Genomic DNA, 21,630 nt, shown 5'->3' with positions numbered 1-21,630 from the left:
TTAATACACCCTGGGCTCAGGTTTCCATCTAGTAATCCTAACGGGCTTGTAAGTAATTTCTACAGTTTCTCCTTTTAGATAAGCTATGGTGTGCTTTAACCAGTTTGTATCATCTCTTTCAGGATAGTCAGTCCTATAATGAGCACCTCTAGACTCTTTCCTCTCAAGTGCAGTTCTTGCTATTACTATTGCTAAATCTAGCATATTCCTAAGTTCTAAAGCATTGAAGAATTCAGTATTATAGGTGGTGCTTTTATCCAGAACATACATAGATGAAGTCATCTTCCTCAATTCAATAATTTGAGATAAAGCATCCTTCATTCCATCTTCGTCTCTAAATATACCTACCTTTTCCCACATAACGTTCCTGAGCTTATTGAGAATTTCACCAAAGTGAACCCCACTCTCGCTCTTTACAAATTTGTAAGCATCATCTACAACTTTCTCAGCTTCTTTATCTAGGCTGTTACTATCTTCCTCTTTATGTTCAGATAAGAATTTAGCTACTGCTCTGCCTGTTTCTCTCCCAAAAACTAGTGTTTCAAGTAAAGAGTTAGAACCTAATCTATTTGCACCGTGAACTGAAACGCAGGCAGCTTCGCCTGCAGCAAATAATCCTACTAAATCCGGATTTTGGCCGGTAATATCAACGTCTATTCCGCCCATATAATAGTGTTGTGCAGGCCTTACCGGAATAGGTTCTTGCGTTGCATCAACTCCTGCAAAGTTCTTTGCAGCCTCATAAGCTAAGGCTAATCTTTCTTTAATGTAATCTTCTCCTAAATGCCTTAAATCTAAGCCTACGTAACCGCCAGGAAAACCTCTACCTTCTCTGATCTCAGTTATTATTGCCCTAGAAGTTATATCTCTAGGGGCTAAGTCCAATTTTCTTGGTGCATATCTTGCCATGAACCTTTCTCCTTTGTTATTAATTAGTATTGCTCCTTCTCCTCTAGCCGCTTCGCTAATTAGTATATCCGATGGATAAAGAGCAGTGGGATGGAATTGAACGAATTCTGGATCTTTTAATGCCGCTCCTGCCCTTAAAGCCATTGCATATCCGTCGCCGGTGTTTATATATGCATTAGTAGAGTGAGCGTAAAGCATTCCCATACCTCCAGTGGCCATGACTATTGCTCTAGCTTTAAAGAATACTGGCGTCATAGATTTCATTTCCATTGCTACTACTCCTACAACTCTCTTGTCGTCTCTAATGAGGTCTAAAGCAAACCACTCGTTGTAAAAGTCTATATCTAAACCAGAAACCCTCTGGAATAAGGTATGAAGTAACGCCATTCCAGTTTTATCTCCTACGAATCTGGTCCTTGGATAAGTTTGACCTCCAAAATATCTTACGGCGACTCTGCCATCAGGTTGTCTATTAAATAAAGTGCCCCAGCTTTCCATTATTCTTACTATTTCTCCAGATTTTTGAGATAGTAATTCTGCTGCATCTTGGTCAACTAAAAAATCTCCTCCTTTTATAGTGTCATAAGTCATATAATCTGGATTATCGTTAGGGTCAGAATTTCCCTCAATATATGCAGCTATTCCTCCTTCTGCTGATGATGAGTGAGACCTTGTAGGAAAGACTTTCGATATTACTGCAACTTTATATCCAGAAACGGCAATCTCATGAGCGGCCATTAAACCAGCCAGTCCGCCGCCTATGACTATTGCGTCATAAGAAAGTTTTTCCATGTCTCTAAATTTTTTAAAAGGATTAAAAAGCGTTTAATCTTAAATTAACAATGACAGGTTTTCTACAACAATTTTTGGTTTTATATTACTTTTCTCTACGTCTTCCTTTCTTGATATTCCGGTTAAAACTAATACAGTATCTGCCCCTATATCGTTACCCATCTTTATGTCAGTCTCCAGCTGATCTCCAATAACTAAAACTTTTGACAGATCCTTTATTCCAGTTAATTCCATTGCAACTTGTATTATCCACTTATTTGGCTTTCCTGCGATAAAATCAGGTTCTCTTTTGAGGGCATAAATTATGGAAGAAGCAAGAGCTCCTGCTCCAAGTTTCAATCCGTCCTTTGAGGGCCATAATCTATCCATATTAGTTACTATGAACATTGATCCTCTAGCTACGCATCTCATTCCCGTTGATAACTTATCGTAAGTAGCTAGCCTATCTAAACCCAAAACCACTGCGTCAGGATTATTTTCCTCAACTTCTTCAGTCGATAGAACTCTAAAGTTAAAGTTCTTCATTTCTTCAACAAGGCCTTCTTCTCCTATTACGTAAACGCTTTTAACTTTTGTATTTCTCTTCATATAAATTGCAGCAGAAAGGCCACTAGTTATTATATCGTTAGGAGTTATCTCTAATCCTAAGTAGTTTAATTGCCTAGATAAAAGTACTCTGCTGAAGCCCGAATTGTTCGTAACAAGAATTATCTTTTTACCTTCTTCTTTTAATTTTCTAATAGCAAAAATATTTTCCCAAATTGGTTCTCCTTCTCTAACTATAACGCCATCAACGTCGGAGATTATTAAATCATAGTCCAGCACTTTTTAACTCCTCCAATTTTTTCTTTATTTTTTCATTAATATCTTCACCCTCGAATACAAAACCGAAAAGGCCGAAAGGTCTATAAAGAGATTCCTCGCAGTCCCATTTTCCCGGATAAGCGGGCATTATTTTAAAATAATTATTAAAAACGAATAATAAGTACGTTTTACCTTCTTTATCTTCAATTACATAAAGATCGCAATCAGACAACGTATTGTGCACTAGTTTATTTACTCCTAACTTTTCTTTGTCAATCAATTTATTATCCCCTCGCCAATCTATTAATCGTGGATTCTGAAAAACTTACTAGGAAATATTATTCTAAGCTAATATCTTTGCCTAGTGCCAGAATCCTATTATTTATAGATGTTATTGAAGGTGCAATAATAGCCTTTAGAGGTTTAGAAATAGGAATTTTATTCTTTTACTCTTTCCTAATATATTCGGTTTCTCTTTTAGCTATTCTAGGCAAAAGGATTAGGACAGCGCTTACGTTAATTTCAATATTTTCTGCAGCATATTTGATTTTATCACTATTTCCTATCCCTTATGTCTTCATTTTTGGTACTTTTATTCCTCTAGTAAATTATTCTCTTTTAGTTGATTATAATGAAAAAATCTCAGTTACGTTAGCTTCGATAGCCTCTTTAATACCATCAATAATATTGGCAGACCTGACCATACTTGGGATAGTTTACGTTATTGCAGTGGGAATTTCGTCCTATGTCTATGTTGCCTTGATAAATAGAAAAGGGAATAAAATAGTTGGTATATCTTCTCTAAAGATAGTTAGGCCTTTTTTAAGAGCATTAAACTATAATAAGAACGCTGAACTCGAAGAGTTTTTAGATAAAATATCTATACCAAGTGTGCTTAATATTCTTACTGTAAAAATAAATGAGACCTATTTAGTACTTCCTCAAATCCACTTTGGCATGTATGGAGAAATAGGTAGTTCAAAGTTTCCCTATCATGTTGAGGAAGTTATTCCTAATTCTTTTGTCTTCCATGGTCCAGGTAGTCACGAGATAGATCTTACTTCAAGTAAGGAATCAAAAAGAATAGCACAAGAGATACTTAATACCCGTTTTGAAAAGGCAAACTTTACCGGAATTACTCAGGAAATGCTAGGAGATTTCAAGATAACTACTTTGAATTTTGACAAATTCACGCTATCATTTGTTGAAAGGCCATTGAAAGGTATAGACGATTTGCCAGGAGCATTATGGAGGGATATGATTTCTACTAATAATTTTCTAGTCGATTGTCATAACGAAACCTTAATAGACGAAATAGGGAGGAAAGAATATGTTACCCTTAAGAATTTTATTTACAGTAAGGAAAGATATTTGGGTAATAGGAAACTTAAAATAGGTTATGCAGAAGGCGAAGTAAACTGCGAAGGTCTTTGCAAGAATAAGGTAAGAGTCTTATCTTTTTATTCTCCTGAGGAGGATAAGAAAGTCTCAATAATTTACTTATACGCAAATAACGCTTGCCATGGGCTAAGAGAAAAAATAGAGCAAAATTTATCTGATTTGACTAACGCAATCTTGGTTACTCCAGATGATCATTCTTGTACTGCGATGAGCTTTGGTAACCTTTATCAACCAGCTACATTATGTGAACAACTAATTATTAGATCCAGAGAGCTTGTGAAAGAAAGTTTAGAAAAAATGGAAGATGTAAATAACATAGAATATGGAATAATAAAAGTTAAGACAAGGGTAATAGGTAAAGTAGTTTCATCTATGGTAGATGGATTGGAAAAAGTCGGAGGCTTTGCAATGAAAACTTTCTGGATACCTATAATCATTCCTTATGTAATATTAGTTGTTTTCCTATTTATTCATGAGATTTTCAAAATCTAGTAACAGTTTATTAACTTCGCTCTTCCATTGTTCCAAATTATTAGGATCACTTGGGTATTCTCTATATAAATCTTTAGCTTTCTTCATGTATTCTGCTACAACCTTTAATTTCATTAAAAGTGATGGTCTACCTAGTCCAGCTATTATCCTCATTGCTTTTTCTGCCACTGATAATTGCAAATCTCCTTTTGCACTAGCTTCAAGCAAGTCCTCTTCCTTGATTACCTTTTTCCTCATACCGTAATTTATATCGTCATCTGAAAGCTTTTGCAGGAATCTTCTAAATAATTCCAAACTTGCTTGTTTTGCACCATATCTTTCAATATAGCATAAATTGGCAGACCATAATGTTTTTGCAGAGAAATCTCCTACTTCGAAGGCATTAAGTATAGCTTTTGCTGCACAGTATCCAGAAATCATTGCAGAACCTTTTCCTCCTCCGTGTACAGGATTTGCTGTAAATGCTGAATCTCCTACAACTAAAATTCCGTTCCAAGCTAAAGTACTTATAGGCCTCCTAGTAGGAACTAAAGCTCCACCTTTGACTATTAATCTATTTCTATCAACATCACTACCAAATTCGTTTAAGTATTTGTCATAAAATGTGTAAATACTGGGATAGCCCATTCCTCCTTGAATTCCTAGACCTATGTTAACTTTGTTCTTTCCTTTAGGGAAATACCACCAGTACCCTCCTGGAGAAGCTTTTTGATTAACGAAAATCTTGAGATATTGTGGCTCATCTATATCGTCCTTTGTGTAGGCTACTTCTCTATAAGCTATGTCTGCATCCTTATCGTCTAAATTTTCAGTAACCGGTAAACCTTGCGGTAGCTTGCTCCTAAAACTCATTGAATATCCAGTAGCTTCTACCACAACTTTAGCCTTAACCTCAATTTGCTGATTATGTCTCCTATCAAAAAGGATGGCTCCCTTTACGAATCCGTCTTCGAATATTGGCTTCATTGCTGTGGTCATGTCTAAAACTTCTACTCCTCTATTTGACGCCTCCTTTAATAGTCTCTGAGTATATGCTGGAGCATTTATTTCAAATCCTTCTCCTTTTACTGTCCATTCAGTTTTCATGTCTGGGCTGTAAAGTTTTATTCCCTCTATTTTTTGTTCTAATTGTTCTCCTTCTGGATATGGCATTCCTAGGTTATCAAAGTGCTCCTTACTTACTGCATCTCCGCAAGGTTTATCTCCAATTCTATTCCAAGGCTTGCTGTCTATTAAAAGAACTTTCAATCCATGATTTGCTAAGTGCCATGCGGTTGTAGCTCCTGCGAATCCACCGCCTATAATTAATACGTCATAATTATTTTTCAAAAAGATCCCAAGGTTTACTATCTTTAAAGGGATAAAAAATTACTTACAATAATCTCTTAGCATGTTAGCCTTCATTGACGTTGGGAGAATATCCAAAATTTTTCTCATATTATATTTATTTTCATCACTGCAGTAAGTTATGAACCCCTTATAATTATATTGTTGAATCTTCTTTATCATTTTATCGACCTCGTTAGGTTTCCAAGTAAAGATTTCTAAACCTAAGTCAAGGTTATCTAATATTGTCTCTCTAGCGTTAGCAAAAAAGTTCCAATACTCTGAATTAGAAATTACGTTAGCTACAATCTTTTTTCCACCAAGAAGTCTCACATCTTTAAACATTTTTCTAAAAGTTTCAGTTAATTCCTCATCTTTTACATAGATTAGGGCAATTATTGGTCTATAGTCTGGTTGCATGAAATTAAGCTCTCCTTGAAGTTAATATTAATGACTGAAAAGCAGGCAGTTATACTGAATATTATCTTATTTACCTTATATCTTCTCCTAGGAAGATATATAATATGATAGTAGAGGTTATTTACAATAATATTACCGCAGAAATGTTGGAAATAATAAGAAAGATAAGGAGAAAAGCTCTAGCCTCTGAAATAATATTTTATAAAGGAAAAAAGAACGTTATCATAGCTGACAATATGAAAATTTGGGAAGAGAGTGACAAAAGTAAAGATCCATTGGAAGAAATCTACGACGCAAAAATTATAGAACTTGTTAAACAAATGGGTAAGTTACCTTCAGTTTATTGAGATAATGATCTTAGGTAATGATTGGAATCAGTTATTACAAGGTATCCTCTAGCTTCAGGAGGGAATTCCCTAGTTATTCCACCAACGTAAATAACTCTAGCAAGCTTATCCATCTCTAACCTTTTATATTGTCCAACTATTATCCAATCCCAAGGTCCTGCCCCAACGCTTCTCCTAAGTTGGTCTATATCACCTTGATGTCCATGTAAAATGTAATATTTAACTGAAGAAACGTCTGCAATATACATAGTTGTTCCAATTATTTCTTCCCTATATCTAGGCTCTGCCATTATGCATTTAATTGCGTGAGGATCCATATCACCTTGAACATATATAATTTGAGCCCAAGGTGCAATACTTCTTATTACATAAAGTACATCTATAACTCTAGGGCATTCGTAATCCCAATAACATTGTGTGGTATCTCCATCTAAGACTATCGTTTCTGGCTCTTCTTTCTTTATGATAGAAGACAAAGTGCTCTCTATATGTGGTTCTGGGAACCTTATATTACTCATGACTAGGATTTTCATCATATTTCACCTTCGAATACGAATGATTTTCTTTCACCGTTACCGTATTTGATCCCCCTTGCCATACCAACTGTATTGTAGTAAGCTGTTGCATTTCCATTATTATCTATACCAATCATTCCTATATTACCCTTTCCAAAAATGTTAGTAACCTTATTTATCACGCTTCTTACGGCGTCACAAATTGATAATCCCATTGAAACTAGAATATCAACCTCTTTAGCAGGCAAGATCTTTAGGATTATTTCGCCTATTCCAGTTGATGAAACTGCCACTCTAGATGTAGCATAATATCCTGCTCCAGGTATAGGCGAATCTCCGACTCTTCCCGGTAATTTATTTGCGATGCCTCCAGTACTTGTACCAGCTACTAAGTTTCCATCAATATCTAGTGCAACAGCGCCTACGGTGTCTTCAACGCTTAAAGGAGTCGAAGGAAAGATTTCTTCAGCCTCTTTCCCTACTAGTAATACATGTCTTCCATCTTTCATTACTTGTAACGCAAGTCTTATCGGATTTTTAACTTTCACTGCAGCTACTGCGCCAACGCTCAATTTATTTCCATACATCAATCCAGCGTCCATTTCAATTTCTCCTTTAGAATTTTTTACGCTACCTCTCCCAGCATCAAAAACTCCTGAGTCTTCCATGTAGGAAATTGCCTCTACTACTGCCTCTAAGGAACTGCCTCTTTTAAATTCCTCAAATCCCCTGTCTAAGGCGTTATTAATCTCCTTTACTGCCTTTTCTGAGTCTCTTTCCTTCCAGTTTCCAGCACCACCATGGATTAGAAGTATGGGCTTTTGATATTTCACAAGGAAATATTGGCATTAGATATTTTTATCTTTACAACTCTATACTTCTGGAGTAAAATGAGAGAACCAAGTACGTTACTAGTTTCGATAATATTAATCCTATTGCCAGTAATACCCGGTTTCCTCTTTAATTTTTATGCTTTCGTTGGTGCATCTATTGTAGGTTTAGCAATTGTAATGTATTATTTTACATCTAACTTGCCCTGGAAGGGAGTAAAACAAGCAATAGTTGCAGTTTATTTCACTGGCGTATTTTCATTAGGTTTAGCATTAGGAGTATTTTTTGCCTTGCCTATAAAGCCTAGAGAATTTGCATTAGTAGCGTTAGTGGAGTCAATTCCATTCTTTATCAGCTTCGCATATTTATTGAAATTTATTCTAGCTAAGGCAATTAGTAAAGACTTATTAAAAGTAGGTAACGGCTACTTCGCTATGCTGTTAGTTATAATAATAGGTGGTCTTATAGGAAGATTTTTGCATAACTTTTACGAGCTTATAATACTTTATTCAGGTTTTATTGCATTAGGCATTATAGCTTACTTGTATTTTAAAGAATAGGTGATATGATGGAATTGGCAATAGTCGGAGGAGGGCCTGCAGGACTTTCGTTGGCTTACTTTCTAAGAGGAAGTAAGATAAATACCACAGTTTATGAAGGTCTTTCAGACGTTGGTCTAAAACCTTGTGCATGGGGGGTTATGAAGGGAATTGAGGATTATCTTCCGATTCCTAAAGAAGCTATTATAAATGAAATAAAAGGATTTAGAATTTACCTTGACGGTAAACTTTTGTATGATATAAAAGGTAGGGAAATTTTAGGTTATATTGTTAATAAACCCAAATTTTTGAGGATTCTTGGAGAAAAAGTGGATCTAAGATTAAATTCTAAAGTAGTCGAAAAGGATGGAAAAATCCTAGTAAATGATAAGGAAATTGAAGCTGATAAAGTAATTTACGCTAATGGTCATTACTCTTTTAAAGGAGATTATGCGATTCCTGCAATACAATATATTACGGATTATAAAATAGATCCAGAAATAGTAGAAATGTACTTCTTTTCAGACCTTTTAGGCTATGGCTGGGTTTTTCCTGAAGAAGATGGCTCAAAAATAGGCATTGGCGGTTACGCTGATGTAAATTTTCTTAAAGAAAGGTTAAAGAGTCTAGTTAAGGGCAAAATAAAAGCTTTCCAAGGGGCAAAGGTAGCAGATTATGGAGTAATAGAAGATAGGTTATCAAACGGTAATTATATAGGCGAAGCTCTAGGCACCGTCTATGCTGTAACCGGTGAAGGAATTAGGCCTTCAATAATATCAGCAAAGATAATGGCAGATTCTTTGCTAAATAATAAAGACTTTTCAAAGGAATTTAAGAAGAGCAAGCTTTATTGGAGTTTACAAATCCACGCTAAGGTTATAAGAGATTCTAAAAAGAAAGGAACTCAAAGTATTAAAGGATTAGAGAGAGTATTACTCAAGACTCCGCCAGAGCTTGTTCTTAAGTTTGCTTTAGGAGACTTTACAAAGATTGATTTATTAAAAATATTTGGAAGAATGATAATATGAGCGAACATTATTATTTAGACGACGTGGATAGGAAAATAATTTCAATACTTCAACAAGATTCTAGAATATCTTTCTCAAGATTAGCAAAAATGCTAAATCTAAGCGAGTCCACAATACATATGAGAATAAAAAGACTTAGAGAAGCTGGAGTAATAAGGGGATTTTGCGTAGACGTAGATTTAGATAAAGTAGGGATGAACGTACTTGCTTTTGTCTTACTAAAGGCTGATCCAAAAAAGTACGAAGATATTCTTAGAAAACTTGCAGAAATTAAGGAAGTCTTCGAGATATACGATGTGACTGGGGAATATTACGCTTTACTTAAGGTAAGAGTCTCAGACAAGGAGGAATTAGCAAAAGTTCTGGATAAGATAGGCAATATGGAAGGAGTTACTTCAACTTATACAATGTTTGTGCTCAGAGTAATAAAAGAGAAGAAAAATGCATTTGAATGATCAAGGCGAGAGCTCCTCCTCACTATTCAGCCGGTTTGCTTATTTCCTCATTTCTTAATTTTCTGTATTAAGTACTCAACAATATATTTTGCTGGATTTATGTGAGTTGCTGAACTAAATCCTTTCCACAACGGGGCAGCATTAACTTCGAGAATCTTTAATCCGCCTTCTAAATCTTCTACAATATCAATTCCGGCATAATCTAAACCGAGAACTTTTGTAGCCTTTAGGCTAAGTTCCTCTATTTCGCTGGAAGGTTTAAATACCTGAACTACAGCACCTTGTGCAACATTAGTTTTCCAACTACCTTGAGAAATCCTGTATATACTTCCTAGGAGTCTATCTCCAACTACAAAAGCTCTTATATCTCTATCAGGCTTTTTAACGTACTTTTGAACGTAAACTGGTTGATTAACTGAAAGTATGGCCTTAGCTATCCTAAAGGCTATATCTGGGTCACTGGCTCTAACAGAACCCAATCCAAGACTTCCTATTACTGGTTTAATAACAACTTCTCCCCATTTTTCTACTAACCTCATTACTTCAAAAGGATCTTCTACCATTGCAGTAGGCGGTACTGGAACTCCTGCCCTATTCAATTTCATTAAACTCTCGAACTTATCCCTAGCTAAAAGTACTGACTGAGGATTATTAATGAAAACTACTCCGCTCTTTTCCATCTCGATTAGAATATCTATCCTCTTTGCCAACTGTTCTGTAGTGAGCAGAAATCCTAAATTCCTTATTATTCCTCCATCAAGGGAAATCTTTTTTCCAGCATATGTGAATTCTATTTCCTCGTCTATTATTCCATTAAGTTTTGACGGTCTAATATAATAAGCAGTATGACCTCTATCTCTTATTTCTACTAAAAGCTCTTTAGAAGGCTCAGTTACCTTCTGTGATTCGTGAATTACACCGAACTTTATAAGCTTTCACCAAGTGAAAACCCAATTTAAAACAATTTATTTTTTATTCCTGATTCCGCCAATAAACCCATTGTTAGAAAATCTGGTAATGCTATTATTAACTCGTTATATTCATTAAAGAATGGTATTGAGGATATGATTCTTAAATACTCACTTTTTAATTCTGCATATTTATTTGAAACAAAAGGATCAACCTTACCGTTAGTTAATTCAAATAGTTGTTTAGCACTTCCAACGAGTTTTTCGGGTTCCAATTTTACACAGTCAACGTAATCATCTATAAGTTGATAAATAATACCCAGAACTCTTCCTGCCTCCAAAAGTTTATCCACTAATTCTTTTTTCCCAGAAGAGAAGGAAGCCAGCATAGCTGGAAGTTTAAATAGACTAGCAGTTTTTAATTCTATTGTCTTAAAATATTCTCTTTTATCTCCATACATGTCTTTCAATGCTCCTATTGCAGTATCCTTCCAAAGTTCTATGCTTATATTCAATGCTTCCTTTCCATATGAAGAAATAATTTTTAAAGCTGTAGGAATAAGAAAATTAGATACAAATATTACTCTCCTATTTGTATAAACTGCCCAAGCAGAGGCCATTCCTCGCCTAGTCAAGTCATAATCAACAATGTCGTCCAAAGCTAAAGACGCAGAATGAAGTATTTCTGTAGCCAAAGCTCCCTGGTATGCGTTTTTCTCCTCCCCACCTAAAGCGTCGTTAAAGAGGAACACAAGAGTTCCTCTAAACCTTTTTCCATCTTTCATGATGTATTTGCTCATTTCCATAATTTCCCAATCCTTAACGTCATCAACAAACTTTGTAACTAAGGAGTCAATGATAACTTTGCTCCTCTCCCAGAACTCTATTAAATCCACAGTTCTCAGCCTTCCATCATATAATATGTCATTAGACTTAAATAAATAGGTGCTAAGAGAGGTTCAACATCAAGCAATATTTCCTTAACTTTCTTTCCTTTTTTCCTTAACTCAAAGGAAATTCTTCTCATAGGAATAGAATCAACACCAGTATAAATAATATTAGCATCATTCGAGAAATTCATACTATAATAATCTTTAACATCTTTATTTAGATTTTTCTCTACAAAATATCGTGAAGGTAGAAGAATAGGAGACAGAACAATTTGAGGTAATGAAAGGTCAATCTCCTTACTTTTTTCAGCTAAAAAATCATCAATGTCAGAAAAGTCCAATTCCTTAAGAATCCTATTTGATCTTACTCCCTTAATCGAGGATACTTCACTATAAAGCATAGAAAGGGACAAATTAACCTCACACATTTCTCCTTTAAATCTTATTACCTCAATTTTCCCCTTAGGTTTAATCTCATTACATGAAAACAAATAACCTTCAAGGTTTAACGCCCACGCATTATCAAGAATTTCTCTACTCTCGTTCTGGTCATTAATAAAGAAAACCACTTTCCCAGGTTCCGCGTAAGCGTCTTCTACTAGTGCAAGTTCATGAATAGGTACAGTTTTTACTATTCTTCCTTCAAGATTTATTATACTCCTTTCTAACGTATATGCAGGAAGTTCCATTCCCTTACCGTAAGCTATTACTGAAAAATCCTTAGGAATATTTACACTATTTATACTAATGCGGTTTTTAACGAGTTGCAACAGGAACACTCTCTTTCATCTGGTTTATCTGGAATTCTCTTAATTACTTCGTATAAAAGCTTCCTAGATTTCTCAGTATTTTCATTCAATACTCTAGTTACTTCCTCGGCAGTCACAGGAACCTCAGCGAAAACGTCATAATCGGTTATTGTTGCGATAGTTGCATAGCACATTTGCATTTCACAAGCTAAGTTTACTTCAGGAACTAAAGTCATCCCTATTATATCGGCCTTAAACACTTCCTTCCATACCCTACTTTCTGCCCTTGTAGAAAACCTAGGTCCTTCAATGCATATGTAAGTCCCGCTCTCGTGTGTCGTAATTCCTAGGTCCTTAGCTGCTGAGATTATTATCCTCCTTAAATGATTACAGAACGGATCGGCCATTGATACGTGTGCAACTACTGGGCCGTCGAAGAAAGTGTATTCCCTCTTTTTAGTCATATCTATAAATTGATCTGGTACAACAAAATCTCCAGGTTTATAATCCATCCTTAAGCTTCCTACTGCAGAAACTGAAATTACCCATTTAACTCCTAACTCGTGTAAAGCCCATATATTTGCCCTATAATTAATTTTATGAGGAGGAATTCTATGCCTCCTTCCGTGCCTAGGTAAGAATGCAACTTTTTTACCCTCTACAGTACCAATAGTTATTAAATCGCTGGTATCTCCATAAGGAGTATAGACTTTTATTTCTTTAGATTCAGAAAAAATTTTTGGATCATATAATCCAGACCCGCCTATTATCGCGATCGGTACCTTTTCGTATTCGAGCATAAAGAATTTTCACATAACCACCTTATAAATCAAAACCAAAAATTTGATTAAGTATTAAGCAAAGAAGGTATGGGAATGAATATTGCCAAAAATTCCCGTGAAAGTAGTTAAATGGGAAGAAGTAGTTGACCTATCTTTTAGGCTCGCAGATATTTTAAAAAAGGAAAATTTTAATCCTGATGTAATAATTGCAATAGCAAGGGGAGGATTAGTCCCCGCAAGGCTAGTTGCAGACGCAATGGGAGTTTACGACGTTCTCTCTCTTAAAGTAGAACATTGGATAGTAACTGCCTCTCATACTCCTGAGGCAAAAATAAAATATCCTTATAAAGTGGATCTTCAAGGGAAGAAAGTCTTAATCATTGATGACATAACCGACACTGGAGATAGTCTTATTTTAGCTGAAAAGCACGTTAAAGAAAACTTTAACGCAGGAGAAATAAAGACTGCCACACTTCAATACATTAAAGGCTCGAAATATGTACCAAACTTTTACGCTGATATAATAACGGATTGGACGTGGTTCATGTATCCTTGGAACTATTGGGAGGATGAAATTAACCTATTAAAGAAAGTAATGGATGAAATGAAAACAACTGATATTGAAAAATTAAAAGAAGGTTTCAAGGAGAGTTATAATATAGACCCTCCAATACCGCTAGAAAAAATTATGGAAGAAATGAAAAGAAGAAAAATAATTTAAAATGAAAATATGTGGCTCGTCTTTCTTTTTAAATAAGTTCTGGAAAATCACTCAATCCTAAATCTAAGCTTACCTATACTTCCTCCAAAAGTCTTCTTAATCCATTCTGCCTCTGGCACTTCGTCGTTTATTACGTAAACCTTTGTGCCGAATTTTTCAGCTTCTTTAGTCAAAGAATCCTCCTCGTTATCCTCGTGAACTATAAGTGCTTCTAACGCTCCCATGTCCATAGCCTTCTTTATTTCCTCCTTACCGTAAACAACCAGACCGTCGTCCTTTGCTAAATGATACTTTATCTCGTCCAGTAAATTCTCAACTTCAACGTACTTCTGGTTTTTCAGTAAATCCTTAGCTTTCATAACCATTTCCCTTAGTCCAGCTTCTCCTTGATCGCCTACGTCAATAAGCGGTTCAAGTACTAGTTTCTTTAGCCTATATTCCATGTAATCCCCTTCGTAAAAGTCGTTTTTAGCGTAACCTGGACCTCCTAATAGTATACCTTTCAATTTCTTCTCCTCCAGGTAAGGTAAGAAGTAACTGTTAACCTTTTCTCCAACCTCCTTGAGAAAGTCATGGTAAAGCTCTTCTATTATTCTATCAATTCTCCTCTGAGACTGTCCTCCCATCATGTGCTTACCCGGCACATAACCTTCAATTTCCTCCAGTTCTTCTATCCTTGTTCCTCTTAGTATTCCTATAGTTGCAGTATCTCTCTCGACTATGATCAATCCGTAAACTTCGTTCTCCTCTACCATGTCCTCAAGGAATTCTAAGTGGAAGAACTTGTCAGTCCTATAGAAATAGACCGTGACCTTTTCTGGTGGAGAGAACATGTAGCATTTAAACTCCTCAGTTTCGAAATTTTCTCCGCAAAATAGGACAAGGCCATTATCTGGTACTTTAGGAATAGAGGTAAGTCTATCTATTGCTGCACTTATTGCAGATTCTACAGCGTCTCTAGTTCTCTTTAACTTAATGTTTTGTGAAATTGATGCCTCTTGTCGCAGATTATTTAGCACGTCGGCTATAGGTCTACCTGGCGGAATATATAATGAAAGTAGGACTGTAGCTGGAGCAGACCATTTCTTTAACTCTTTTAATAAAACTTTCAATTCCTGTTTACTTAGAACGTACTTGTCAAAGACTCATCCCTGATCGAATATCTAATTGTGTTCTTTCCTTAAAAAGTTATATAGCATGGCCAATCGAAAACGTTTTTAGTTTTTTACAAGATATTTTAGATTGCGGGGATGCCCGAGCTAGGACCAAGGGGGCGGACTGAGGCTCCGCTGGCGTAGGCCCTCGCGGGTTCAAATCCCGCTCCCCGCATTGGGGGTTAGGGGGATACCCCTAAAACCCCGCTTTCAATGTAAGATTTAATTATTTTATCTAAGGGGTCGACGTAAAGGTACCTTAACTTAGGTTTCGAATGATCAATATAGTAGACGTAATACCTTCCCTTACTCTCACGTATAGAGAATTTGTCCGTACGTATAATTTCAGTCATAATTCGATTTTCTGCATGAAAGCTTAAAAATTTCGCACATTATACGGAAATTTCGAATTAAAGAGAACAGTTTGCAACGACATTATAATATACTATGGAGTCCTAGTTAACTACGAAATTTATTAAAGATATATTTTTCTCAATTGCTAAAGAGTTTTTATTTTAGAAAGTGGAAACACATTTATGGCAATCTTAAAGGTATCAGAGGACGTGAAAGAAGAGCTACTTAAGTTAGCTAATGAGTTGCAAGACAAGCGAGGAGGAAAAAGAGATGTTACAATAAATTCCGTAATAGAATTTCTAATTGAGTTTTATAGAGAGAAAAGTAAGGAAAATTCTTAAGGGACAGAAAGCGTTAAAAACCAAGAAAATAAGTTCTAATTTTAAATGATGATAGAAGATGTAATATACAATAAGTGTAAAAAAGACTGGAACTGTGCGTCCAGTATAATCTCTTCCCTACCTTTTGAAGAAGATACTAAGAAGAGGATTATGGAGAGTTATGTGGAAAAATTCGTAGGTAAGAGAATCTTCCTTGCGCAACTTGTAACAAGTATGATTTATCAGTGTGGAGAGTTAAACTCCATAAAAGACGAGATAAATTGTTATTTGACAACTTACTACTCTGGAAAAGTTAAAATTCCTTTAAAGGAGAACTCGTTAATCCTTCTTCATTCTATATTTAGAAATATTATAAAGGATAATCATGAGGAAGATTTGCTAGATATGTGCAAACAAGGCAATGAACTCGTCTGTAATTTCGTAGAAGAAATTAGTTTAATTTAAGCCTTTCGTAAAGGTAAGGTAAAGATGTGCAATATCTACTTGAGTTTCCGAAGTGTCCTCCTTTAAACTCCTCATAATAATGTTGTATTCCTAATTTCTGCAATTTCTTGTGGAGAGACCTCATGCCTATGAATAAGCTATATTCATCGCACTTTCCTACGTCTAGGTATATTGCTTTTAATTTCCTCAGAGAACCAACGTAATTCTCTACGTTCTTCACTGGATCAAATGAAAGCCATTTTTTCCAGACTTCATCAATTATTTCTCCGGTTTCATCAAATGGTAAATCGAAACCAGTTTCGCTGTTTAAATTCGGCGAATAGAAGGCAGAGCTCCCGAAAACGTTTAAGATCTTCATATCGTCTTCGCTCGGAGTCTTTGCCATTAATTCTTTAAGTAGATCCTTAGGTTTCTTTCCTTCTAATGCTTTAATTGTATAAACAAAATCATTAGCATAAAGATAATAGAAGCAACTGTCTCCGAAGTGGTCTGCAAATCCTTTGATTACGTCCGGATGCCTTACTGCTAGAGTATAAGCTCCAAATCCTCCAGAAGATTTTCCGAATAAGGCGACGTTTCCTACCTTATACCTTTCCTTTAATTCTGGTATTAGCTCCTTTATGATGAAATTTTCGTAATTACCTACTGCGGGTGAGTTAATATATTGGTTTAGATAATATTTTGTCCTAAAGTTTGGATTAACAACTACAGCCTTCATTTTCTTCAGTAGGTGAGTCATTATTTGGTGGAACCTATTGTTAACATTAGGAGACCAGTTTATTCCAGCAAGTTCAATGAATAATGGAAGCCCTTCTTCAATCTCGTCTGGAGTGTAAACTAAGACTTCTCTCACGTAGGGATCTTTCAGATAATTATCCTTAAGTTCCTGGCTTTCTATCTTTATTATCTCGTATTTCATAACGACAACTCTTTTAAGCAATTAATAAAGTAAACTTCAAATAAAAGGATAAAACTCTTTTAATAAAAGATATGAAAGAATAGCATTCAAAGGTATTGCGATTATATCTATTAATGGAAGTAACGAAAGCAAAGCTAGAACGTAAAGTATTAAGAAAGAAGTAAAATCACTTTTTATTCCTACTTTTATTTCCTTCAAGAGTTTTGGGAATGAAATTCCTCTAAAAATTAAGGGAGTTAATAATGCATCAAAGGCTAAAGCTAAACCGTCTAGGAAGAATGAGAGGAAGCCTATATATGTTGAAAGATATGAAAAAAGGAGGAAGAAGAAGCCTAAAATTATTCCTAGCGCTGTGGATTGCGGAAAGTACTCCCTTATTTTATCTATTTGGTCAATAAACCTTGGCGAATATAGATACCCTGCAAGTGAAGCTACAAGGCTGTATGATAGCGTTAACCCGACTATGAAATTTGAGAGAAGCGAAAAAGGGATCGTATCAACAAATAGGGATATTACATAACCCACAATTGTTATTACTATTACTGCCAAGATTAACTGGAGCCTAGTTATGAATTCCTTGTAAGCATCTTCTATTTTCATATTACTACTCCACCTTGATATTTTCCATTATAAGATTTTTCAGTTGGTTTATCAAGTTTAAGGAAAATTATATGCGCAGTCCTAGTTCCTTTTGCTATTCTGTTATGGTAAAAAGAGGACAAGGCTAAAGTTATCTTTCCTTTATAACCAGCGTCTATCACTGTAGGAGGTAAAATATATCCGTTTCTGGCTAAAGTACTCCTTAAAGTAATCAATGCAGCTAAATCGTTTGGCATGTTTAATTCTTCGCAAGTTTCAAAAAGGTAAGTCTTCCCTGGATAAAAAATCGCGAAGTCTTTGAATTCAATTTCCTTTATTTCGCTCTTCTTATTTGGCAATTCGGCATTACCTTCTACTTCGTAGTATTTTTCTCCACAAATCCTTAAATCATAGCCATTTTCTCTTACGCTTTCCTCCGAATAGTTTCGTATAACCCCTTTAGCAATTATTTCCTTAATTGACTGATGACTTAGGATCACAAATAAAACCTCTGTAAGAAAGATTAATAACGTGTTAGACATAGAAAAGGCCTATAAGCTTTACAGTGATTATAAGAAGACAGGAAATAAGGAACTTCTAAGTAAAATTGAAGAGCTAATTAGAGGGGATTCGTCTATTCAAGGGTTAAATTTGCTAGCTTTGGTTTACATCGAGAAAGGTAAATATGACGATGCTATTAACGCGCTGGATATTGCATTAAAAAAAGTTAAAGACGACGAAGATAAGGCAACTTTACTTTTTAATAAGGCGTTAGCGCTTTTCAGGAAAGGTGATTTAGATTCTTCATACGAAATTCTCAAATTTATTCCTCCTAGGACTTCAGTTTACGCTCATTCTAGGAGGTTTTTGGCTCAAGTGTGCATAAAGAAGGGCGATTTAAGACATTTAGAAGAAGCTAGACAAATTTTAGAAAGCTTCGATATGCCAAACGAGGATTTGGCAGTAACTTATATATTACTTTCAAGGCTTAAGGATAAATCTCTTTATAAGAAGGCTGTAGAAATAGCAAAAAGCATTAAGAACGAGAAGTTGTTAGCAGAGGCTTTACTTTCTTCGGATGACGAAAAGGAGCTAGAAGAAGCTTTGGAAATATTTAGGAAGTTAAATGACGTAAACGGTGAAGCTAAAGTTCTCTATAAGCTTTCTCTTAAAAAGCCAGAATTACTTTATGAAGCAATTCAAAGGTTAGAGGAGAGCGGAGAAAGTAGAGAAAGGCAAACTTTACTTTATGAATTATATAAAAGGACAGGAATTCTTAATTTTCTAAAAGAAGCAATAAAAATTGCGGAAAAGTATAATGACTACCTATTTTTAGCAAGGTCTTATGTTGAACTTTCTAAGAAGGAGAATGAGTTAGAAAATCTCAGAAAAGCGGTATTATTTTATGAAAAATACATAGAAAGTTTATAAATTTCGTTAATTTTAGACTTATGTAGGATACGATTAAATAGAGTTAGTAGTAATTTATCGTATGGCAAGTAACTTTGAAAAAATGAGTATAGAAGAAACATTAACACAGTTAAACACATCTTTGAAAGGCTTAACAGAAAAAGAAGCCGAGGAGAGAATTAAAAAATATGGCTACAATGAAGTTAAGGAAAAGAAAGAAAGTCCTATCATAAAGTTCCTCAAAAAATTCTGGGCACCAGTTCCTTGGATGCTTGAAATTACCATTGTTATTACTTATATCTTAGGAAAATATCTAGATATGTATATAATTCTCTTTCTACTTGTATTTAATTCTATAGTGAGTTTTATCCAGGAAAGAAGGGCTGAAAACGCAGTTGAATTACTTAAGCAAAAGCTTAACGTAAAAGCCAGAGTTTTAAGAGACGATCAATGGAAAGTTATTCCTGCAAGGCTTTTAGTTCCAGGAGATGTGGTTCATATAAGGTTAGGGGATATAGTTCCTGCAGATATTAAATTATTTGAAGGAGAAGTATTAGTTGACCAATCCGCTCTAACTGGAGAGTCAGTTCCGGTAGAGAAAGGAAAAGGTAATGTAGTTTATTCTGGATCAATTATTAGGCGAGGAGAAGCATCTGGAATTGTAATTGCAACAGGAGCAAAAACCTATTTTGGTAAGACTACAGAGCTTGTTCAGACCGCGAAGGCGGAATCTCACCTAGAGAAATTAATAATGAATATAGTAAAATACTTGATAATTGTAGATGTTGCTCTAGTTATTGCTTTATTCGTATTTTCATTGGCTGTTGGAGTAAAATTGTCTGATGTACTCCCATTTTCTTTGATAGTATTAATTGCTTCAGTTCCTGTAGCTTTACCTGCAACTTTTACCATAGCCATGGCTTTAGGTAGTCAAGAACTAGCGAGAAAAGGAATCCTAGTAACAAGGCTTACAGCCTCTGAAGATGCTGCCTCAATGGACGTACTAAACCTAGACAAAACTGGGACTATAACTGAAAATAGAATGAGGGTAGGAGATCCAATACCCGCAGAAGGATTTACCAAGGAAGAAGTTGTTAAATACGCCTATATGGCCTCTGACGAGGCGAGTCAAGATCCTATAGATACTGCAGTCATTGCTTGCTTAAGGGAAAATAATATTGCACCGGGTAATTATGAGAGGCTTGAGTTCAAACCTTTTGATCCTTCTACTAAAAGAACTGAGGCAATAGTTAAGACTGAAAATAATGTATTCAGAGTTGTTAAGGGAGCTCCTCAAGTAATTGCGGAATTGGCAGAGGTTCCGGACTTGAAGAGCTATTATTCTACTCTTGAGGAACTTTCAAAGAGAGGATATAGGACAATATCTGTAGCTATAGGAGATAAAGAAGGCAAACTTAAGCTTGTCGGAATTTTACCGCTTTACGATAGGCCTAGGAAAGATAGCAGGGAATTCATAGAAGAGATTAAGAGGCTAAACGTTAAGCCTAAGATGGTTACCGGAGATAATGAATTAATTGCAAGAGAAATTGCGAGGCAAGTAGGTATAGGCGACGTTATTTGTAATATTAATGAAATAAAGAAACTCGAAGGAAAGGAAAGAATTAAAAAAGTTGAGGAATGCGACGTATTTGCGGAGGTCTTTCCCGAGGATAAGTATTTTATTGTAAAAACGTTACAGGAAGGAGGACATTACGTTGGGATGACTGGAGATGGAGTAAATGATGCGCCTGCTTTAAAACAAGCTGAAGTAGGAATAGCAGTTGCAAACGCTACCGATGTGGCAAAAGCTTCCGCAAGTATGGTTCTAACTCATGAAGGATTAATTGATATAGTTGAGGCAATAAAGACTGGTAGAAGAATTTACCAAAGGATGCTTACTTACACTATAAATAAAATAATTAAAACTTTACAAGTTGTATTATTTCTAACGCTTTCCTTCTTTATTGTTAGATTCTTCGTTACCACTCCTTTTGATGTAATATTGCTGTTGTTTGCCAACGACTTCGTTACTATGTCTATAGCCACTGATAATGTAAGATATTCACAAAAACCTGAAAGGCTTGATGCAGGGAAAATAGTTAAGGCTTCGTTAATTCTAGCTTTCCTAGTTGTAGCAGAGTCGTTCTTCTCCTTATGGTTGGCGTTATATCTACGCATGTCAATAAACGAGATACACACTTTCATATTTGATATGTTAGTGTTTACCGGTCAATTTACAGTATATATGGTTAGAGAAAGAAGAAGTATGTGGTCTTCTAGACCAAGTAATTTCTTACTGATAAGTAGTATTTTTGACATAATCTTTATTTCAACGATTTCAGTATTAGGAATTCTAGTTTATCCTATTCCTCTTCAGTATGTTTTGCTGATATTAGGAGTTTCCTTCGGATTTACTGTAATTTTTGACCACATAAAGAACATATCCTTCAAGACGGTAGGAATTTAAGGTAGAGCCTATAGACGATTTTTATCAAAAATTTTAAAAAAAGAAGATGGTAA

The 21,630-nt window shown here is 35.3% G+C and carries 26 protein-coding genes and 1 tRNA gene; 11 read left to right on the top strand and 16 right to left on the bottom strand.

What is annotated here, in order from left to right:
• From D1866_RS05785 to D1866_RS05775, 3 genes are read right to left on the bottom strand one after another with little or no spacing between them, the layout of a single operon-like run.
• Positions 1–1,701 carry a succinate dehydrogenase flavoprotein subunit gene (locus tag D1866_RS05785; RefSeq protein WP_152942104.1) on the bottom strand — a complete coding sequence of 567 codons (1,701 nt, stop codon included), beginning with the start codon at positions 1,699–1,701 and terminating at the stop codon, positions 1–3.
• 39 nt (positions 1,702–1,740) lie between these two features.
• Complete coding sequence (locus tag D1866_RS05780) at positions 1,741–2,526, bottom strand: HAD-IIA family hydrolase (RefSeq protein ID WP_155861086.1); 786 nt, start codon at positions 2,524–2,526, stop codon at positions 1,741–1,743.
• Positions 2,513–2,785 carry a hypothetical protein gene (locus tag D1866_RS05775; RefSeq protein WP_152942106.1) on the bottom strand — a complete coding sequence of 91 codons (273 nt, stop codon included), beginning with the start codon at positions 2,783–2,785 and terminating at the stop codon, positions 2,513–2,515. Before D1866_RS05775 ends, D1866_RS05780 begins: the two co-directional genes overlap by 14 nt.
• Before the next feature lie 29 nt (positions 2,786–2,814).
• On the opposite strand from D1866_RS05775, the gene D1866_RS05770 reads away from it, so the two are divergent.
• Entirely contained in the window at positions 2,815–4,398 is a 1,584-nt protein-coding gene (locus D1866_RS05770; protein WP_152942108.1) for a DUF2070 family protein, read from the top strand.
• Here the strand turns inward: D1866_RS05770 and D1866_RS05765 are convergent.
• Both D1866_RS05765 and D1866_RS05760 read right to left on the bottom strand, forming a co-directional pair.
• Positions 4,369–5,727, bottom strand: coding sequence for a digeranylgeranylglycerophospholipid reductase (locus D1866_RS05765; protein ID WP_152942110.1), 1,359 nt, complete (start codon positions 5,725–5,727; stop codon positions 4,369–4,371). The two genes, D1866_RS05770 and D1866_RS05765, sit on opposite strands and share 30 nt — an antisense overlap.
• A gap of 39 nt (positions 5,728–5,766) precedes the next feature.
• Entirely contained in the window at positions 5,767–6,144 is a 378-nt protein-coding gene (locus D1866_RS05760; RefSeq protein WP_152942112.1) for a DUF5751 family protein, read from the bottom strand.
• 104 nt (positions 6,145–6,248) lie between these two features.
• Here D1866_RS05760 and D1866_RS05755 point away from each other — a divergent pair, with 104 nt between their 5' ends.
• Entirely contained in the window at positions 6,249–6,491 is a 243-nt protein-coding gene (locus D1866_RS05755; RefSeq protein WP_152942114.1) for a hypothetical protein, read from the top strand.
• On the opposite strand, the gene D1866_RS05750 is transcribed toward D1866_RS05755, so the two are convergent.
• Together D1866_RS05750 and D1866_RS05745 are read right to left on the bottom strand one after the other, a co-directional pair.
• Positions 6,485–7,024 (bottom strand): metallophosphoesterase family protein, encoded by a 540-nt coding sequence (locus tag D1866_RS05750; protein WP_048054789.1) that lies wholly within the window; start codon positions 7,022–7,024, stop codon positions 6,485–6,487. The two genes, D1866_RS05755 and D1866_RS05750, sit on opposite strands and share 7 nt — an antisense overlap.
• Positions 7,024–7,839 (bottom strand): isoaspartyl peptidase/L-asparaginase, encoded by an 816-nt coding sequence (locus tag D1866_RS05745; RefSeq protein WP_155861084.1) that lies wholly within the window; start codon positions 7,837–7,839, stop codon positions 7,024–7,026. Before D1866_RS05745 ends, D1866_RS05750 begins: the two co-directional genes overlap by 1 nt.
• Between D1866_RS05745 and D1866_RS05740 the strand changes: the two genes are divergently transcribed.
• From D1866_RS05740 to D1866_RS05730, 3 genes are read left to right on the top strand one after another with little or no spacing between them, the layout of a single operon-like run.
• On the top strand, positions 7,828–8,397 hold the full coding sequence (locus tag D1866_RS05740; RefSeq protein WP_231136427.1) for a hypothetical protein: 570 nt from the start codon (positions 7,828–7,830) through the stop codon (positions 8,395–8,397). The two genes, D1866_RS05745 and D1866_RS05740, sit on opposite strands and share 12 nt — an antisense overlap.
• Before the next feature lie 5 nt (positions 8,398–8,402).
• The gene (locus D1866_RS05735; RefSeq protein ID WP_152942116.1) at positions 8,403–9,404 is read left to right on the top strand and encodes an NAD(P)/FAD-dependent oxidoreductase; all 1,002 of its coding nucleotides are present in this window, start codon (positions 8,403–8,405) and stop codon (positions 9,402–9,404) included.
• Positions 9,401–9,859, top strand: coding sequence for an Lrp/AsnC family transcriptional regulator (locus D1866_RS05730; protein ID WP_013776933.1), 459 nt, complete (start codon positions 9,401–9,403; stop codon positions 9,857–9,859). The genes D1866_RS05735 and D1866_RS05730 overlap by 4 nt, the downstream gene beginning before the upstream one ends.
• A gap of 47 nt (positions 9,860–9,906) precedes the next feature.
• On the opposite strand, the gene D1866_RS05725 is transcribed toward D1866_RS05730, so the two are convergent.
• Genes D1866_RS05725 through D1866_RS05710 form a run of 4 tightly spaced genes read right to left on the bottom strand, consistent with a single transcriptional unit; the run spans position 9,907 to position 13,206 of the window.
• Positions 9,907–10,773: an ATP-grasp domain-containing protein gene (locus D1866_RS05725; RefSeq protein ID WP_155861083.1), complete on the bottom strand. Its 867-nt coding sequence runs from the start codon at positions 10,771–10,773 to the stop codon at positions 9,907–9,909.
• A 41-nt stretch (positions 10,774–10,814) separates the two neighbouring features.
• Positions 10,815–11,663 (bottom strand): hexaprenyl pyrophosphate synthase, encoded by an 849-nt coding sequence (gdS-2, locus tag D1866_RS05720; RefSeq protein ID WP_155861082.1) that lies wholly within the window; start codon positions 11,661–11,663, stop codon positions 10,815–10,817.
• Between the two features lie 5 nt (positions 11,664–11,668).
• Positions 11,669–12,427, bottom strand: a complete 759-nt coding sequence (locus tag D1866_RS05715; RefSeq protein WP_152942120.1) for a hypothetical protein — start codon at positions 12,425–12,427, stop codon at positions 11,669–11,671.
• On the bottom strand, positions 12,397–13,206 hold the full coding sequence (locus D1866_RS05710; RefSeq protein ID WP_152942122.1) for an S-methyl-5'-thioadenosine phosphorylase: 810 nt from the start codon (positions 13,204–13,206) through the stop codon (positions 12,397–12,399). Before D1866_RS05710 ends, D1866_RS05715 begins: the two co-directional genes overlap by 31 nt.
• Positions 13,207–13,288: 82 nt before the next feature.
• On the opposite strand from D1866_RS05710, the gene D1866_RS05705 reads away from it, so the two are divergent.
• Positions 13,289–13,909, top strand: a complete 621-nt coding sequence (locus D1866_RS05705) for a phosphoribosyltransferase (RefSeq protein WP_152942125.1) — start codon at positions 13,289–13,291, stop codon at positions 13,907–13,909.
• A gap of 47 nt (positions 13,910–13,956) precedes the next feature.
• Here D1866_RS05705 and prf1 read toward each other — a convergent pair whose 3' ends face one another.
• On the bottom strand, positions 13,957–15,021 hold the full coding sequence (gene prf1, locus D1866_RS05700; RefSeq protein ID WP_152942128.1) for a peptide chain release factor aRF-1: 1,065 nt from the start codon (positions 15,019–15,021) through the stop codon (positions 13,957–13,959).
• 132 nt (positions 15,022–15,153) lie between these two features.
• Here prf1 and D1866_RS05695 point away from each other — a divergent pair.
• Positions 15,154–15,238 (top strand) — tRNA-Leu (locus D1866_RS05695).
• Positions 15,239–15,245: 7 nt separating this feature from the next.
• Here the strand turns inward: D1866_RS05695 and D1866_RS05690 are convergent.
• The gene (locus D1866_RS05690; RefSeq protein WP_152942130.1) at positions 15,246–15,416 is read right to left on the bottom strand and encodes a putative integrase; all 171 of its coding nucleotides are present in this window, start codon (positions 15,414–15,416) and stop codon (positions 15,246–15,248) included.
• A gap of 183 nt (positions 15,417–15,599) precedes the next feature.
• Between D1866_RS05690 and D1866_RS05685 the strand changes: the two genes are divergently transcribed.
• Positions 15,600–15,758, top strand: a complete 159-nt coding sequence (locus D1866_RS05685) for a hypothetical protein (protein ID WP_152942132.1) — start codon at positions 15,600–15,602, stop codon at positions 15,756–15,758.
• A 45-nt stretch (positions 15,759–15,803) separates the two neighbouring features.
• The gene (locus tag D1866_RS05680; RefSeq protein ID WP_152942134.1) at positions 15,804–16,202 is read left to right on the top strand and encodes a hypothetical protein; all 399 of its coding nucleotides are present in this window, start codon (positions 15,804–15,806) and stop codon (positions 16,200–16,202) included.
• Here D1866_RS05680 and D1866_RS05675 read toward each other — a convergent pair.
• From D1866_RS05675 to dcd, 3 genes are read right to left on the bottom strand one after another with little or no spacing between them, the layout of a single operon-like run.
• The gene (locus tag D1866_RS05675; RefSeq protein ID WP_152942137.1) at positions 16,189–17,121 is read right to left on the bottom strand and encodes an alpha/beta hydrolase-fold protein; all 933 of its coding nucleotides are present in this window, start codon (positions 17,119–17,121) and stop codon (positions 16,189–16,191) included. The genes D1866_RS05680 and D1866_RS05675 overlap by 14 nt on opposite strands.
• Positions 17,122–17,157: 36 nt before the next feature.
• On the bottom strand, positions 17,158–17,721 hold the full coding sequence (locus tag D1866_RS05670) for a hypothetical protein (protein ID WP_152942140.1): 564 nt from the start codon (positions 17,719–17,721) through the stop codon (positions 17,158–17,160).
• A complete protein-coding gene (gene dcd, locus D1866_RS05665) occupies positions 17,718–18,200 on the bottom strand; it encodes a dCTP deaminase (protein WP_155861081.1) in 483 nt (160 codons plus the stop codon). Before dcd ends, D1866_RS05670 begins: the two co-directional genes overlap by 4 nt.
• A 31-nt stretch (positions 18,201–18,231) precedes the next feature.
• Between dcd and D1866_RS05660 the strand changes: the two genes are divergently transcribed.
• Positions 18,232–19,131: a tetratricopeptide repeat protein gene (locus D1866_RS05660; RefSeq protein WP_155861080.1), complete on the top strand. Its 900-nt coding sequence runs from the start codon at positions 18,232–18,234 to the stop codon at positions 19,129–19,131.
• Positions 19,132–19,192: 61 nt separating this feature from the next.
• Positions 19,193–21,577, top strand: coding sequence for a plasma-membrane proton-efflux P-type ATPase (locus D1866_RS05655; RefSeq protein WP_152942144.1), 2,385 nt, complete (start codon positions 19,193–19,195; stop codon positions 21,575–21,577).
• The last annotated feature ends 53 nt before the right edge of the window (positions 21,578–21,630 follow it).

The organism is Acidianus ambivalens (assembly GCF_009729015.1).
In the GTDB taxonomy this organism is placed as follows: domain Archaea; phylum Thermoproteota; class Thermoprotei_A; order Sulfolobales; family Sulfolobaceae; genus Acidianus; species Acidianus ambivalens.
The sequence above is the reverse complement of the archived record's forward strand: the minus strand, read 5'-3'. Positions and strand labels throughout refer to the sequence as shown.

What these genes read in the sequence shown, in the direction of transcription:
- D1866_RS05785 (WP_152942104.1), bottom strand. Translation starts at nt 1,701, where the DNA reads ATGGAAAAACTTTCTTATGACGCAATAGTCATAGGCGGCGGACTGGCT.
- D1866_RS05760 (WP_152942112.1), bottom strand. Translation starts at nt 6,144, where the DNA reads ATGCAACCAGACTATAGACCAATAATTGCCCTAATCTATGTAAAAGAT.
- D1866_RS05755 (WP_152942114.1), top strand. Translation starts at nt 6,249, where the DNA reads ATGATAGTAGAGGTTATTTACAATAATATTACCGCAGAAATGTTGGAA.
- D1866_RS05750 (WP_048054789.1), bottom strand. Translation starts at nt 7,024, where the DNA reads ATGAAAATCCTAGTCATGAGTAATATAAGGTTCCCAGAACCACATATA.
- D1866_RS05735 (WP_152942116.1), top strand. Translation starts at nt 8,403, where the DNA reads ATGATGGAATTGGCAATAGTCGGAGGAGGGCCTGCAGGACTTTCGTTG.
- D1866_RS05730 (WP_013776933.1), top strand. Translation starts at nt 9,401, where the DNA reads ATGAGCGAACATTATTATTTAGACGACGTGGATAGGAAAATAATTTCA.
- D1866_RS05710 (WP_152942122.1), bottom strand. Translation starts at nt 13,206, where the DNA reads ATGCTCGAATACGAAAAGGTACCGATCGCGATAATAGGCGGGTCTGGA.
- D1866_RS05690 (WP_152942130.1), bottom strand. Translation starts at nt 15,416, where the DNA reads ATGACTGAAATTATACGTACGGACAAATTCTCTATACGTGAGAGTAAG.
- D1866_RS05685 (WP_152942132.1), top strand. Translation starts at nt 15,600, where the DNA reads ATGGCAATCTTAAAGGTATCAGAGGACGTGAAAGAAGAGCTACTTAAG.
- D1866_RS05680 (WP_152942134.1), top strand. Translation starts at nt 15,804, where the DNA reads ATGATGATAGAAGATGTAATATACAATAAGTGTAAAAAAGACTGGAAC.
- D1866_RS05675 (WP_152942137.1), bottom strand. Translation starts at nt 17,121, where the DNA reads ATGAAATACGAGATAATAAAGATAGAAAGCCAGGAACTTAAGGATAAT.
- D1866_RS05670 (WP_152942140.1), bottom strand. Translation starts at nt 17,721, where the DNA reads ATGAAAATAGAAGATGCTTACAAGGAATTCATAACTAGGCTCCAGTTA.
- D1866_RS05655 (WP_152942144.1), top strand. Translation starts at nt 19,193, where the DNA reads ATGGCAAGTAACTTTGAAAAAATGAGTATAGAAGAAACATTAACACAG.